Source organism: Floridaenema flaviceps BLCC-F50 (assembly GCF_041929275.2).
Classification (GTDB): Bacteria; Cyanobacteriota; Cyanobacteriia; order Cyanobacteriales; family Aerosakkonemataceae; genus Floridanema; species Floridanema flaviceps.
In genome coordinates this window covers 477,501-492,483 of record NZ_JBHFNR020000002.1, presented here as the reverse complement: position 1 = coordinate 492,483, position 14,983 = coordinate 477,501, and the positions used below count along the sequence as shown (strand labels likewise).

Genomic DNA, 14,983 nt, shown 5'->3' with positions numbered 1-14,983 from the left:
ATAACTTTCTTCCTAACTCAAAACTTTCCCTCCTCCCCAGTCCCTCATTCACCCTGGCGACGCAATCAAAGATAGCTCAATCCGATTATCTTCTGGTTGATGTAATTCGGCTTTGATGCCAGGGCCAAAAAAAGTCTCGATTTTCTTCAGTTGTTCTTCCCACACCTGCATCGGTAGTAACGGCGAATCAAACTCCAGCACTAAAGTATAAGCGCCGTTGACTTCCGTTTCCCTGATTCCGGTAATCACTGGTCTTTTTTCTTCGGTAGGGCTTAAACCCACTTGAGCCAAAGCTCTGTCTAAATGGGCATCTTGTCCGTATTTATAACCAGTCAAGTCCTTACGGAGCTTGGTTTGAGTTTTAGTAGCTTGCTGGTTTCGCAGTTCCAGAATGTTTGGCCCAGTAGGTTGAGAAAAGGGTATAGGTTTTAGCTCAGATCCCTTAAGTGCCAGTCCTCCTAGTAACAGTGGAAACCCGTAGAAGAATCCCACTAGGTTCAAGGTAGGATTATTGGCAAAATAAGCGATGAAACCCACAGCCGTTAAAATACTTCCCAGGCTCATCCCTAAAGTTGCCAACGAAGTTTGACGTAACATAGTGTTAGGTAGTTAAATCGGTAATTTTTATTATTCTCTAAATCCGTAACTCAGGTTAAAGTTACCAGATTTTCACCGAATATCTACCTCCGGGAGAATTGATTTTTGGACTACCAACCCAAGCCGGGACAAGGTAAAAAAAATCTGTTCCCTGTTCAGGAGTTCCCTATTCTCTTACCTCACCAAAATGTGCCACTTTAGACCAATAGTTGATTTTTGGATAGAAAGGCAAAAAGATTCTCTGCCGTTATTCTGATTCACTATTTTTGATATTTTAATTACTCAAATCTCCTATGAACCCTAACGGAAACAGTCCTGAAACTCAAGAACGTACCATCCTCGAACAGATTAACTCGCTCAGGCGAGAAGACGAAACTCTGTATAACATACTAGCGGTAGATGTTTGGGCGCTGGCTAAAACTATGGATGAATTTCACCCAGGCTTTTGGGCTGCTTTCATGAAAAATCGGGAAAAAGCTTTAAAGCGCTTTATTGCCGAAACAGTGAAAAATAAGCCTAAAGATGATGAAAGACCACCTTTCCTAAGATAGACTTGAATTTATTGTTTGATTAGCACTTTTGAATAGCACTAATTATAAGATGATCGACCCCCAGACCCTTAAAGAGCGCATCTCTGTAATAGAAAGCAAACGTGAAACCTTGTTGCGGCTTTTGGAGCAACCAGATTTAGGCACCCTTAGAATTGATGTTAATCAAGCACTAGAAGAAATAGACGACCTGATCGAAGAATTTAAACGGACTTTCCCGGAATCGGAAAGCATTTAACCGTTTATTTCCATCTTTACGCCAGAGTTAGTAGGTGAATCAGTCTTTTGTGCTAATTCGTTTACTAGCTCGACTAATTCATGGGTAGCGGTTTCTTTGCTACAAAAGGCATCGAAATTAGATTTTTGCTGGAGAGCGATCGCTTGTGTCTCCTCCATTGCTGAATAAGCAATAATTTGTGTTTGCGGGTCAATGCTTTTGATATAGCTCGAAGCACTCCACCCATCCATAACAGGCATATGGAGATCCAGGATAATTACATCTGGGTGATGGGATTCCACCATTTTAATAGCCTCTTGTCCATTGCTAGCCAAGCCAACAAGCTGGATATTTTTTTGGCTAGAGAGTGCTAGTTTGAGGCTGAGACGAGTTAGTTCATGATCATCAACCACTAGAACACGGACGCTCGACGGATCGTAGTATGACAACATTTCCTCTCAAAGGTTTCTCAACAGTTGGTGTATTATTCCACTAGTTTACGCTGACTAACAGTTTATTCCCTCTACCATTTGATTGAATACAGTCTATATGATTAGTGTTGGTTTTTGAAGAAATTGTAAACTCTAAAAAACCTTAGTTTTTGCCAGTCTTGAAGCCATAAAACTAGATAATATGGAGTCTTGACGAGCAAAAAAGGAATTTTTTAAACATCTTTTTTTTATATATTGCCTTGAAATCGTATTTTTGCAAATCAGTAAATCTAAGGAAATTAATAGGGGAAAACCCGGACTTACAGACCAGGTTATCCCGTATTATCACTTAGATGCTTGGTTTAACTCCCTGAATTGCTAGCCATCTCCATGAGAGTTTTTTGAGCGCTTTGCTCTTGGAGATTGTCAGCAGGACGACGTTGAACATAATTGCCGTCTGATTGTAATTCCCAAGCTTGGCGATTGTCAGATAGCATAATTCCTAAAATTTCCTGCAAATCTTTAGCAAGATTTAAGTCTTCCACTGGAGTAACAGCTTCCACCCGCCGACTTAGGTTTCGATTCATCCAATCAGCGCTACCAATATAAACTTCTTCCTGACCACCATTTTGGAAGTAAAAAATGCGGGAATGTTCCAAAAACCTGCCGATTATGCTGATTACGCGGATATTTTCGCTCACATCTGGGAGTCCCGGACGCAGACAACAAATTCCCCGGATAATCAAATCAATTTTTACACCTGCACGGGAAGCTTCGTAGAGTTTAGCAATAATTTGCGGGTCTACTAAAGCATTCATTTTGGCGACGATCCGACCAGAACGACCTTTTTGGCAATGTTCGATTTCCCTGTGGATTAAGGCGATCATGCGATCGCGCAAATTCACAGGCGCAACCAATAACGAACGGTACGATCTTTGACGCGAATAACCAGTCAAATAATTAAACAAATCCGTCAAATCTGCGCCTAACTCTTCCCGACAACTCAACAAACCCAAATCCGTATATAAACCCGCCGTTTTAGGATTATAATTACCCGTTCCAATATGAACATAACGGCGAATATGATTCTCTTCTCGTCGCACTACCAAAACTACTTTTGTATGAGTTTTTAAACCCACCAAACCATAAACCACATGAACGCCCGCTTGCTCTAACTTTTTAGCCCAAAGAATGTTATTCTCTTCATCAAAACGAGCTTTAATTTCTACCAATACAGCCACTTGTTTCCCATTTTCCGCTGCTGCAATTAAAGCTTTAACAATTGGTGAATCTCCCGAAGTTCGATAAAGCGTCATTTTAATTGCTAAAACATTCGGATCGTGCGCCGCCTGAGTAATAAAACGCTGTACTGTAGCCGCAAAGGATTGATAAGGATGATGCAGTAATAAATCCCGTTGGGAAATCAAATCAAAAATGTTTTCTCCATCACCACCAATTTCTGCAAGGCGACGAAAACGCAGCGGGATTACAGGTGTCCAAGGAGGGTCTTTTAACTCAGGAAGCGGTAATTGCATCAAAGACATTAAATCCCGCAATCCTAGCAAACCATTCACATCATAAACATCATTTTCGCTCAAATCTAATTCCTGCACCAAAGTATGTCGTACCCAATCCGAAGCAGTAGAATCTATTTCCAAACGTACTGCCGATCCCCCAATGCGACGTTTGCGAAGTTCTTGTTCGATCGCTATTAACAAATCATCCGCTTCATCTTCTTGTAAAGCTAAATCCGAATTCCGACTAATGCGGAAAGGATAACATTCTTGCACATTCATTCCCGGAAACAAAGAAGCCAAATTATGAGCAATTACCTGCTCCAAAGGTACACCCATCCAAATCAAAGATTGCGATCCCATGTGTACTCGTAAAGCTTCCGGCATCACCACAAATCTAGGTAACATTTGTGGCACTTTCACCCTAGCAAACAGTTCCTCCTTAGTTTCCGGATCTTGAATCACCACAGCCAAATTTAAACTGAGATTTGAAATATGGGGAAACGGATGTCCAGGGTCAACAGCTAAAGGGGTAAGTACCGGAAAAATTTGCTCATCAAAGTAGTTTTGTAAATAAACTCTTTGTTCTTGATTTAAATCTACATAATCCAGAATATGTACTCCATGTTTTGCCAATGAAGGACGTAATTCTTGCTCAAAATGTTTATGCTGAAGTTCTACTAAAGGGCGCAATCTTTGGCTAATAGCTGTTAATTGTTCTTGAGTAGACATTCCATCAGGACTCAGCTTAGTTACTTGCGCTTCTAACTGTTCTCGTAAAGCAGCTATTCGCACCATGAAAAACTCATCTAAATTCGAGCTAAAAATCGCCAAAAACTTTAATCTTTCCAGCAAAGGTGTTCTTTCATCAAGCCCTTCATGCAAAACTCGGTAATTAAACTCCAACCAACTAAGTTCTCGATTGAAATAGTATTGTGGATCTTTGAGATTGATTTCTGTTGTTGTGTCTTTGGTTTTCGTCATAAAGATAGATAAAAAATTAGGTAGTAAGTAGTGGGTACTAGGTCAATAGTAGTCATCTTTGGTCAAAATAAGTTATGAACTACTAACTTTAAATGCTAAATTGCGGGAATTTGAACTTAACACTTATGCCTGTACTCCTTGATTAAGGGTAGATTACCTTTAATAGGTTAGGGATAGGTTAAAAGAAAAATGAAGAAGAGTAAAGGCAACTTCAAACCCTCACGCCTTAACCTTGCAGTACTTATTACCTAGATTGCGCCCTAAGTACCAAAAACTTCATCTTCCTTGCCAATCCACCATTCTCCCAAGTTCATCAAATCTTGATGAATATCAGCTAATTTCTCAGCATAAGCTTCTGGGGAAAGGTCTGCACGACTTTCTTCCAGTTTTTTCAGTCGCAGTTGTACTAACAGCCAGGATTTGGAAATACTGTCTGTGGTTTCTAAATATTGTGCTAGTTCTTGGCTATCCATTTTTGAAAGATTAATAAAGTTAAACAAGTTGAGCAACCGTACCAAAATTTTAAACTCATCAAAAGACAGCCACGTTTGATTCGTGACTGTCCTGATTTGTATTCAACTGGGAATTGGATTAAGAAGAAGCTTTAAGCTTTAGAGAAGTTCTCTGCTGCAAAGTCCCAGTTAACCAAGTTATCCAGGTAAGTGGCAATGAAATCGGGGCGCTTGTTTTGGTAATCCAAATAGTAAGCGTGTTCCCAAACATCCAAAGTCAGCAGAGGGGTTTGTCCATGAACTACTGGGTTTTCTGCGTTGGGAGTTTTGGTCACTTTCAGCGTACCATTGTCAACTACTAGCCAAGCCCAACCGCTACCAAATTGAGTAGCCGCAGCATTCTTGAACTCTTCTTTGAATTTATCGAAGCTGCCGAAGTCAGCATTGATTTTATTGGCTAAGTCGCCTGTAGGAGTACCACCACCACCTGGTTTCATAGATTGCCAGAAGAAGTTGTGGTTCCAAACTTGACCAGCGTTGTTGAAAATGGGAGTTTTGCCTTCTTTGAAAGAGGTAACAACGATTTCCTCTAAAGGTTTGTTGGCAAGTTCGGTACCTTCAATTAATTTGTTCAGGTTGGTAACGTAAGCAGCATGGTGCTTGCCGTAATGGAAGGAAAAGGTGTTCGCTGACATATACGGTTCTAGAGCATTATCAGCGTAAGGTAAAGGAATTTGATAGTCCATTGTGTTCAGTCCTCTCTTCTAGCTTTTTGTTTCTGAGTTAGTACACAAGCTGCGCTGCAACCTACGGACTCTCTCTGAGATCAAACCCAAACTTATGATAGAACTTTATATCAAAAGTCGGAAGAGGGGGTAGGGGCACACAAAGGTAAGAAAAGCTTTTCAATCAAAGCTCAAAACTTACTTCTGCCTTGGAACCTTCTGCCTTTCTTTTCGGATAGACTATTTTGACGTAGGTAGATAGCATGATTCCAGAATCCTCCTTTTGCAATGGATTATAGATATGTCTCCTGAAATACCGTTCCCCGGAAATACTTCTTCTAGTTCTGCTTCTGCACCGATTCGAGTGTTGATTGTGGAAGATGATCCGATGATGTTGTTAGGGTTGGAGCAGTCGTTGGCGGATCATCCACAGGTTAATTTGGTGGGGCAAGCTGAAGATGGTTATTTGGGGGTACAAGAGGCGATAAAACTTAAGCCTGATGTGGTGGTGATGGATATTGGATTGCCACGACTTGATGGGATTGCGGCTACGCAACAAATTAAAGCGGCTCTGCCGGGGGTGCGAGTGGTGATGTTGACTTCGCACACGGCGGAAACGGAGGTGATTGCGGCGCTTTCTAGTGGTGCGGATGCTTATTGTATTAAGGGTGCGAGTGTGGAACAGTTGTTAACTGCGATCGCAGCTGCTACCGAAGGCGCTACTTACCTCGATCCGCAAATTGCCCGCAAAGTGATTGAGCATCTCAAACCACCCTCTCCTACAGGAAATTTAGCAAATTTATCCCAACGAGAGCTAGAAGTTCTGAAATTAATGGTAGAGGGCTACAGCAATCCTGAAATTGCCGAAGCTCTTTATTTAAGCCCGAATACGGTCAAAACTCATGTTCGTGGCATAATGAACAAGCTGTCTGTGGACGATCGCGTTCAAGCAGCTGTTGTGGTTCTGCGTACAGGACTTGTCTGAGATGTGGAAGCTTTTGACTGTCTTATTTACTGGCTTGTTTTTTAGTAATGCCCTATTGCCAAAGATGGCATTGGGGCTAGAAGAGATGGGGAGATGGGGAGATGGGGAGATGGGGAGATGGGGAGATGGGGAGATGGGGAGATGGGGAGATGGGGACAAGGGGACAAGGGGACAAGGGGACAAGGGGACAAGGGGACAAGGGGACAAGGGGAAGTTAATTAACTCAAAACTCAAAATTCAAAACTCAAAACTTTCTTCTGCCTTCTGCCTTCTGCCTTCTGCCTTCTGCCTTTCCCAGTCCCCAGTTCCCAATCCCCAGTTGCCACCACCGAATTTGGAACCTCGCCCAAATACCGATCGCTTTCTCCAACCTGCACCATTAATTCCCCCAACTACGCCCCTTCAGCAAGCGCCTATTTTAGAAACGCCTACACCAACGCCTACTCAACCTGCACCACCAATTAGGATTCAAGTGCAGAAAGTTGAGGTCACAGGTAATACAATTTTGTCTAATGAAATTAATGCAATTACTAAACCTTTAGAAGGTAAAGAAGTCACAATTCAAGAATTAGGAAAAGTAGCTGATTCTATTACTCAACTTTATGTAGAACGTGGTTATATTACTTCCAGAGCAGTGCTACCAGACCAAAGAATTACTGATGGTGTGGTGCGAATTTTAGTCATTGAAGGCAGTTTAGAAAAAATTCAAATTGAAGGAAATCGCCGCTTAAATGATTCTTATATTCGCAGTCGAGTGCGCTTAGGAGTTGAGCAACCACTAAACAGCGCTAAGTTGGAGGATCAATTAAGATTATTGCGGTTTAATCCTTTATTTAAAAATGTTGAAGCTAGTTTACGTCCGGGAACTCAACAAGGACAAAGTATTTTAGTAGTTAGAGTAACTGAAGCAAGTCCGTTTACTGGTTCTACTTTGGTCATTGATAATTATTCGCCGCCTAGTATTGGTTCGGAAAGATTTGGGGGCAATTTTTTTGTACGGAATGTTAGCGGGATTGGCGATACGTTTTTTGCTTCTTATTTTCGATCGACCACTGGCGGCTCTAACGTTTTAGATTTTTATTATAACGTCCCGATTAATGCAATGGATGGAACTTTGCAATTACGGGCTGCACCAAATTACTATCAAGTAACTGAGCAACAGTTTAAAGATTTAGATATTAGTGGTAATTCCGAACTTTATGAGTTTAGTTATCGACAACCGTTAATTCGATCGCCTCGTCAAGAATTCGCTTTATCTCTGGGTTTTACCTATCGTCGAGGTCAAACTTTCTTGGATGATGACCCTTATCCTTTCGGTTTTGGCCCTGATAAAGAAGGCAGAACTCGCACTAGTGTCATTGGTTTTGGTCAGGATTATGTGCGGCGAGATGTGCAAGGGGCGACAGCTTTGCGATCGCTTTTTAGTTTCGGTATTGGCGCTTTTGATGCTACAATTAATCCCGACCCAATTCCTGATGGACGCTTCTTTAGTTGGCTCGGTCAAGTGCAAAGAGTGCAAAGAATTAGTAACAGCAATATCTTAATTTTACAAGCAGATTTGCAACTAACACCCAATAGTTTATTACCATCTCAGCAATTTGTAATTGGCGGTGGGCAATCGATTCGCGGATATCGTCAAAATGTACGTTCTGGTGATAACGGTTTTCGCGTTTCTCTAGAAGATAGAGTTATTTTGAGTCGAGATAAAACAGGTAGAGAAATCTTTCAATTAGCACCGTTTGTAGATTTCGGTACAGTTTGGAATGATTCAGATAATCCTAATGCAATTCCCAGGCGGAGATTTTTAGCTGGGGCGGGTTTAGGTGTATTATGGGAACCAATTCCCGGATTAAATTTACGAGTTGATTATGGAGTACCTTTGAGCTATATTCGCGATCGGGGAGACAACATCCAAGATCGAGGTTTTTACTTCCAAGTCTTCTATCGATTTTAGTTTTTTGCTAGTGGGTAATTGGCAGTTTTTAGTCACCAAAGACAAATAACAAATGACCAATGACCAATGACCAATGACAAATTATCACCAATCAACCTTATAATCTTGAGCATTATCTGTAATCATAGACACCTATGGATTTAAAATCCCTGATTCGTGATATTCCTGACTTTCCCAAACCGGGAATTTTGTTTCGAGACATCACTACCTTGCTGCGAAACCCCGATGGATTGCGTTATACGATCGATCTTTTAACCCAGCAGTGCAAAGATACCTTCGGTAAAATTGATTATGTGGTGGGGATGGAGTCTCGCGGTTTTATCTTCGGGACACCGTTAGCTTATCAATTGGGTGCTGGTTTTATTCCCGTCCGCAAACCTGGAAAACTTCCCGCAGCAGTTTGTTGTGTGGAATATCAATTAGAGTATGGTGTAGACCGCTTGGAAATGCACGAAGATGCTTTGGGTTCAGGGAGTCGAGTTTTAATTGTAGATGACTTGATTGCTACCGGAGGAACCGCCGCTGCAACAGCACAATTGGTACAGCAAACTGGTTCAGAATTGGTTGGTTTTGCTTTTATCATCGAACTCCAGGGTTTAGGGGGGAGAGAAAAACTTCCTGATGTACCAATTGTGACGTTGATTGAATATTGAATCTTCTCACTATTTTGAGGTAAAAAATGAGTTCTGCTAGGAGTTCTTCGGTTGTTAGAAGCTTTCAATTTGTGGGGGATAAACTATTAAGGTTTGTTCCTTCACAAGATACAGCTTTGTATGTACTGAAGCGATTATTGCAGGCGGCGTTGACACTTTTATTAGCATCAGCTTTAAGTTTTGCCATTATTCAATTAGCACCTGGAAGTTACTTGGATACTTTGCGCCAAAATCCCAAGATTTCCCCCGAAAGAATTGAAGAGTTAAAAATCCAATTTGGGTTGGATAAACCTTTAATTGTTCAGTATTTTTTGTGGTTATGGGGAATTATTTCGCGTGGGGATTTTGGTCTAAGTTTTGCATACCAACGTCCGGTATCTGAATTGTTGTGGGAAAGAGTACCTGCTACGCTATTTTTAGCGATCGCTTCTTTAATAGTCACCTGGGGAATAACCATTCCTCTAGGCATTATTGGCGCAGTTCACCAAAATCGTTTATTAGATAAAGTCTTGCGCGTAATTAGTTACGCCGGACAAGCAGTTCCAACTCTAGTAATGGGTTTATTACTGTTAACTTTCGTCCAAAATATCTCGCCTTTATTTCCCGTAGGCAACATGACCAGCATCAATTATGCTGAACTCACTCCCTTGGGTAAAGTATTAGATATTATTTGGCATTCAGTTTTTCCCGTTTTAGCTTTAAGTATTACTGGTTTTGCCGGATTACAACGCATTACTCGTGGCGAATTATTGGAAGTTCTGCGCCAAGATTATATCCAAACAGCCCGCGCCAAAGGTTTACCAGAAAATCGTGTAATTTACGTTCACGCTTTGCGAAATGCAATTAACCCATTAATTACTTTATTGGGCTTTGAATTCGCTGGGTTATTAAGTGGTTCTTTCATTGTCGAAAACTTCTTTAATTGGCCCGGTTTAGGACGGTTAATTTTACAAGCAGTAACAGCTAAAGACCTTTATTTAGTAATGGCAAGTCTCATGTTAGGTGCAGTTATGCTAATTATCGGGAATCTTTTAGCTGACTTAATGTTAAAAAGTGCCGACCCACGCATCAAGTTGGAAAACCTTAATTAGTTTATTTTAGTAGTAGTTTGTAGGGCGCATCAGACACCACAATGCCTGGTAAATTACAAGAATTTTGCGATTCTGACGCACCCTACGGAATATAACTAGCAACTTCTGTTACTCGGTAGTTGGCTTAAAGAACTGATAAGTTATAACTGTTAACTACGAACTAGACAGTTAAATTTAAAACTCAAAACTTAAAACTCAAAACTTTTCCAACTACCAACTACCAATTTTTGCCATGTTCTCTCAAGTCTATTACGTAATTCGTTCCACTGCTGACGGTCGCTACTTAGCCGCCCATCCAGAAAGCAATTCAGAAACAGCTAATCCCACAGGTTATTTGTTGATGTTCTCTGAAGATTTTGAGGCGTTAAGTTACTTAAATACTCATGGCGCAAATGTGGCAAATCGCTTCGCTGTAGAATCTGTTCCGGGAAGTCAACTCAAAAATCTGCTAAAACGTTGGGGTTTTGCGGGTGTAGGTGTGGTGCGCGACCCACTTTTGCCAACTATTGAGTTTTTTGTCCAAAATTGAGGCTATTATTGCCTATTCCTTCCGGTTGAGTTTGGGTGGGAATTTTCATTGGTACAGATATATCTAGCTACAGATGTTAGAGCGAGAAAAATATGAGCAAATAGTAGGAGGTTGCTGAATTGAGCTTTCTTTAGCCATTATCAACAACTACTCGTTAGTTTTTACTTTAATAGAGAGGAGAAGCCTACTATGCGCTTTATCAATTTTAATCTTTCCAATTTGCTACGCCGCGTTCGTTTTTTCGTAGCTGCTTGTGTCTGTGCTTTGCTAGTAATGTCTTATGCTTTACCTGCTTACAGTGCCACTTCTAAACCTACTGAAGGCGAAGCAAATTTGTTAGAAATTGAAGGGAAATCTCAAGATGCTATTTCTAGTAAAAATCCCTCCGATTTCGGTTTGCACAAGCAAGTTAAGGAAACCAATCCTGGGTTGAACGAAATCCAAGGAACTGCTGATGCTGATAAGATGAAACGCCCAGAAAATACCTCAAATAACACGAAGTCTGTTGAACAAATTATCGGTAACACTTTGGAAAAAGTGACTGGTGAAAAGTAATACCATTTAATTACAATTTGACCATTATCAGAGGGTAGGCTAAGTGTCTACCCTAGTTTTTTTTCAATTTACCATCTGGTTTGTTGTCAGGACTAGCGCTAACGCGCCGCTACGCTAAAAGTCCTTCAACGTGGCAAGTAAACGACTAAAGTCGTTACAACAGACTAACTAATTAAGTAAACAAAAATATATTAGATCTACCTATTGATAGATGTTCAATTAGCAACAGCATTTGAAAATTCAAAAAATGTTCTGGAAAAAATCGATTTTACCCAGTAAAATATGGGTTGTTTAACAAAAAATAGATGGTAGTTACCCATTCTATTTTCAATTTACAGCTAAAATACTTAAGGATGCCGGGATGAGCAGACGCGCAGATTATAGCTTTCCAAATCAAGATGTGGTGGCAAGCTCATCGGCTTCCCCTAAACCAGCGTTAGCATTCACGGATGCGATCGCTCTCATTGTAGGTATCGTAATCGGTGCGGGGATCTTTGAAACACCAGCTTTAGTTGCGGCTAATGCAGGAAGTTCGCCATTAATAATTTTGCTCTGGTTAATCGGCGGCGCAGTATCTTTTATTGGTGCTTTGTGCTGGGCAGAATTAGCCACAACTTATCCTCATGCTGGTGGCAATTATTATTACCTGCGTCGGGCTTTTGGTAAGAATGTTGCTTTTCTCTTTGCTTGGGCAAGAATGACAGTAGTTCAAACAGGTTCCATTACTTTGTTAGCATTTATTTTTGGTGATTATGCTACTCAGTTGTGGAGATTAGGTGATTATTCGTCATCACTTTATGCTGGCATTGTAATTGTGGGTTTGACAGCTTTAAATATAGTCGGAGTTCAGCAGGGAAAATGGACACAAAACTTGTTAACTTTGGCTAAAGTTCTCGGCTTAGTATTGGTAATAATTTGCGGTTTATTTCTGACTTTACCAATGGAAGAAGCGGCAAGTTTGGGACAAAAAACCTCTGGTTCTTGGGGTTTGTCCATGATTTTTGTCTTGCTGACTTATGGGGGTTGGAATGAAGCTGCTTATATTTCGGCTGAGTTGCGAAATGTGCGGCAGAATATGGTGCGATCGCTATTAATTAGCATTGCCATCATTACTGCCATTTATTTGTTAATTAATGTCGCCTATCTGCAAGGTTTAGGTGTTACTGATATGGCGAGTTCAAAAGCAGTAGCAGCTGATTTAATGCAGAAAGCAATTGGTAAACCTGGGGCAATATTTCTGAGTTTATTAATTGCTGTTTCTACTTTAGGCGCAATTAACGCAACGATTTTTACAGGGGCGAGAACTAACTATGCGTTAGGACAAGATTTTTCTGTATTTAGTTTTCTGGGGAAATGGCAAAATAAAAACAGTACTCCGGTCAATGCTTTAATGGTGCAAAGTGCGATCGCTCTTCTCCTAGTTTTATTAGGCACTTTGACACGCAAAGGCTTTCAAACAATGGTAGATTACACCGCCCCAGTATTTTGGTTTTTCTTCCTCTTAACCACAATTTCCCTGTTTATTTTACGTTGGCGCGAACCAGAAACTCCCCGACCATTTAAAGTGCCTTTCTACCCAATTACGCCAATAATCTTTTGCCTAATTTGTGGTTATTTACTTTACTCTAGTCTTGCTTATACTGGAGTGGGAGCATTAGTGGGTGTAGCAATGGTAATCGTTGGCGCACCAATATTAATTTGGCATAATCGTCAACGAGTTTGAACAAAGTTAGTTCATCAAATCAGGAGTGAAGAATGCAGTTGCAACCAATTAAAGTTTTACTGATTGCTGGTTTGAGTATTAGCAGCTTACTATTTGCTGGATGCAATCAATCCGTGCCAAAAAATGACCAAGCTAAAGCACAAGTGGCAAAGCAAACACCCAATATTAACGCCCAATTATCAGATGTGGAAAAAGATGTACCTTTTGTACCCACACCAGAAGTAGTTGTAGCAGAAATGCTCAAACAAGCAAAAGTTACTAAACAAGATCTACTTTATGATTTGGGTAGTGGTGATGGCAGAATTGTAATTACAGCTGCTCAAAAATTCGGCGCAAGAGGTGTGGGAATAGACATCGATCCTGAATTGGTAAAAAAAAGTCAACAAAATGCTCAAAAAGCTGGAGTAGCTAACCGAGTAAAATTCTTGCAACAGGATTTGTTTAAAACCGATCTTAGTGAAGCAACAGTAGTCACACTTTACTTACTTCCTGATATAAATTTAAAACTCCGACCCAAGTTACTTTCAGAACTAAAACCTGGCACAAGAGTTGTTTCTCACAACTATGATATGGGTGAATGGAAACCCGAAACTGTGGTAAAAGTTAAAGGGCCAGTTTACGAACATACAGTCTATTCTTGGGTAGTTCCTCAAGAAATTCCGGCGAATTTGCGCCCCACAACTGGAACTACTCAACCAGCTGTTCCCACTACCAAGTAAGTTCACGCAGATTAAGTAGGGTGTGTGACGGCGTTACTTGAATATTGCACCTTAGTTTCACGAATTTTCGCCGTCACGCACCGCCTTCAGGCAAGAATAAAGTTTTGCGTTTTGAGTGTGTAGATTCTCTCTCCAAGGTAGATGTAACAAAGTGTAACGATCTTCGAGAATCGTAGATACTAATACCAAAACGAACAAGATTCATGATCCCAAGTATTGAAGCTAAACCAAAGAGTCAATTACAACCTACAGAATACGATCGCGCAGAGCAGCAATTTATTCAACTGCTCGAAACAGAAGATTTAGACAAAAAGTTGGCTGCACAGATAGTGAACGCCAGTGAATTTGAAAAAGTACTCAACAAAACAATTGAAGTTGCTTATGCAGGAACATCTGGGGATGATTCTGCACACCGCTTTTTGCAGCGCGTGTTGTATCGCATTAATCGGCTAAAGTTGTTTTGGTATGACGATTTGCGCCATTATACCAATGAGCGATCGCTCTACTTGAGAACAGTACGCGATCAAATAGAGGAAGCTTGGCAGGAGTGGGAAGCGGCACAACTGAATGTAGCGGCGTATCAAGAAATAGATGATATTAAGCAAGCATTGCGCGATCGCTTTGCTGCTGATGTCGATCCTGCGCCATCTGCTGATGGTTTATTCTATCGCGATCGCGTCACGGAAATTGGTTATCGTCATTTGGTGGCGATCGCCTCCCTAGATGGATTAGTCGAAGCAAGTCAGCTTTCCCGCACTCTTGGTGGTGTCGGTAATGAAGTCCATGCCGTGCTGACAAGGTTGTTGATCGAAGAATACGGCGGCGGTCGCCTTTCCCGCAAGCATTCTTCCCACTTTACAACCATGCTGGAAGAACTAGGGATGCTATCCCGACCAGAGGCGTATTTTGATTTAGTCCCTTGGCAACTTCTAGCGATCGTCAATCATAGTTTTCTGCTCACCGAACGTAAGCGCTATTTCCTACGCTATATTGGCGGACTCCTTTACGGAGAGCTTTCCGTCCCAGCTACCTTCCGCTACTATCAAACCGCTGGTGAGCGATTAGGATTTTCAGCTGCGGCAATGAGCTATTGGAATCTGCACATTAAAGTAGACGAACTACACGGTCGTTGGATGTTGGACGATGTTGCTCTGCCACTTGTAGCACAGTATCCCGCTGATGCTTGGGAGTTAGTTTTTGGTTACGATCAGCAGCGACTGTTGAGCGATCGCGCTGGCACTGCTGTAGCCCAAGCAGTACGGGAAGCCGAGCAAACCGCATTAAAGGCTTTTTGATAAATTCTCTC

16 protein-coding genes are annotated in these 14,983 nt (G+C 41.2%); 11 read left to right on the top strand and 5 right to left on the bottom strand.

Annotated elements, in window-relative coordinates; translation table 11 throughout:
• Window positions 1-48 precede the first annotated feature (48 nt).
• Window positions 49-597: a DUF2854 domain-containing protein gene (locus ACE1CI_RS22120; RefSeq protein ID WP_413263660.1), complete on the bottom strand. Its 549-nt coding sequence runs from the start codon at window positions 595-597 to the stop codon at window positions 49-51.
• Window positions 598-890: 293 nt separating this feature from the next.
• On the opposite strand from ACE1CI_RS22120, the gene ACE1CI_RS22115 reads away from it, so the two are divergent.
• Window positions 891-1,148 (top strand): hypothetical protein, encoded by a 258-nt coding sequence (locus tag ACE1CI_RS22115; protein WP_413263661.1) that lies wholly within the window; start codon window positions 891-893, stop codon window positions 1,146-1,148.
• A gap of 49 nt (window positions 1,149-1,197) precedes the next feature.
• Window positions 1,198-1,383, top strand: coding sequence for a hypothetical protein (locus ACE1CI_RS22110; protein WP_459564032.1), 186 nt, complete (start codon window positions 1,198-1,200; stop codon window positions 1,381-1,383).
• Here ACE1CI_RS22110 and ACE1CI_RS22105 read toward each other — a convergent pair.
• From ACE1CI_RS22105 to sodB, 4 genes are all read right to left on the bottom strand, one after another.
• Entirely contained in the window at window positions 1,380-1,814 is a 435-nt protein-coding gene (locus ACE1CI_RS22105; RefSeq protein WP_413263662.1) for a response regulator, read from the bottom strand. The two genes, ACE1CI_RS22110 and ACE1CI_RS22105, sit on opposite strands and share 4 nt — an antisense overlap.
• A gap of 341 nt (window positions 1,815-2,155) precedes the next feature.
• A complete protein-coding gene (gene ppk1 / locus ACE1CI_RS22100; RefSeq protein ID WP_413263663.1) occupies window positions 2,156-4,291 on the bottom strand; it encodes a polyphosphate kinase 1 in 2,136 nt (711 codons plus the stop codon).
• Between the two features lie 260 nt (window positions 4,292-4,551).
• Complete coding sequence (locus tag ACE1CI_RS22095; RefSeq protein ID WP_413263664.1) at window positions 4,552-4,764, bottom strand: hypothetical protein; 213 nt, start codon at window positions 4,762-4,764, stop codon at window positions 4,552-4,554.
• Window positions 4,765-4,895: 131 nt separating this feature from the next.
• A complete protein-coding gene (gene sodB, locus ACE1CI_RS22090) occupies window positions 4,896-5,489 on the bottom strand; it encodes a superoxide dismutase [Fe] (protein WP_413263665.1) in 594 nt (197 codons plus the stop codon).
• Between the two features lie 280 nt (window positions 5,490-5,769).
• Between sodB and ACE1CI_RS22085 the strand changes: the two genes are divergently transcribed.
• From ACE1CI_RS22085 to ACE1CI_RS22045, 9 genes are all read left to right on the top strand, one after another.
• The gene (locus ACE1CI_RS22085; RefSeq protein ID WP_496615697.1) at window positions 5,770-6,453 is read left to right on the top strand and encodes a response regulator; all 684 of its coding nucleotides are present in this window, start codon (window positions 5,770-5,772) and stop codon (window positions 6,451-6,453) included.
• 1 nt (window position 6,454) lies between these two features.
• Window positions 6,455-8,407, top strand: a complete 1,953-nt coding sequence (locus tag ACE1CI_RS22080; RefSeq protein WP_413263666.1) for a ShlB/FhaC/HecB family hemolysin secretion/activation protein — start codon at window positions 6,455-6,457, stop codon at window positions 8,405-8,407.
• A 134-nt stretch (window positions 8,408-8,541) separates the two neighbouring features.
• On the top strand, window positions 8,542-9,060 hold the full coding sequence (locus ACE1CI_RS22075; RefSeq protein WP_413263667.1) for an adenine phosphoribosyltransferase: 519 nt from the start codon (window positions 8,542-8,544) through the stop codon (window positions 9,058-9,060).
• 26 nt (window positions 9,061-9,086) lie between these two features.
• A complete protein-coding gene (locus ACE1CI_RS22070) occupies window positions 9,087-10,151 on the top strand; it encodes an ABC transporter permease subunit (protein ID WP_496615696.1) in 1,065 nt (354 codons plus the stop codon).
• Between the two features lie 232 nt (window positions 10,152-10,383).
• The gene (locus ACE1CI_RS22065) at window positions 10,384-10,680 is read left to right on the top strand and encodes a hypothetical protein (protein WP_413263669.1); all 297 of its coding nucleotides are present in this window, start codon (window positions 10,384-10,386) and stop codon (window positions 10,678-10,680) included.
• A 189-nt stretch (window positions 10,681-10,869) separates the two neighbouring features.
• The gene (locus ACE1CI_RS22060; protein WP_413263670.1) at window positions 10,870-11,235 is read left to right on the top strand and encodes a low temperature-induced protein; all 366 of its coding nucleotides are present in this window, start codon (window positions 10,870-10,872) and stop codon (window positions 11,233-11,235) included.
• Between the two features lie 361 nt (window positions 11,236-11,596).
• The gene (locus tag ACE1CI_RS22055) at window positions 11,597-12,958 is read left to right on the top strand and encodes an APC family permease (RefSeq protein WP_413263671.1); all 1,362 of its coding nucleotides are present in this window, start codon (window positions 11,597-11,599) and stop codon (window positions 12,956-12,958) included.
• Between the two features lie 32 nt (window positions 12,959-12,990).
• A complete protein-coding gene (locus tag ACE1CI_RS22050; protein ID WP_413263672.1) occupies window positions 12,991-13,677 on the top strand; it encodes a class I SAM-dependent methyltransferase in 687 nt (228 codons plus the stop codon).
• 203 nt (window positions 13,678-13,880) lie between these two features.
• On the top strand, window positions 13,881-14,972 hold the full coding sequence (locus tag ACE1CI_RS22045) for an iron-containing redox enzyme family protein (protein WP_496615694.1): 1,092 nt from the start codon (window positions 13,881-13,883) through the stop codon (window positions 14,970-14,972).
• The last annotated feature ends 11 nt before the right edge of the window (window positions 14,973-14,983 follow it).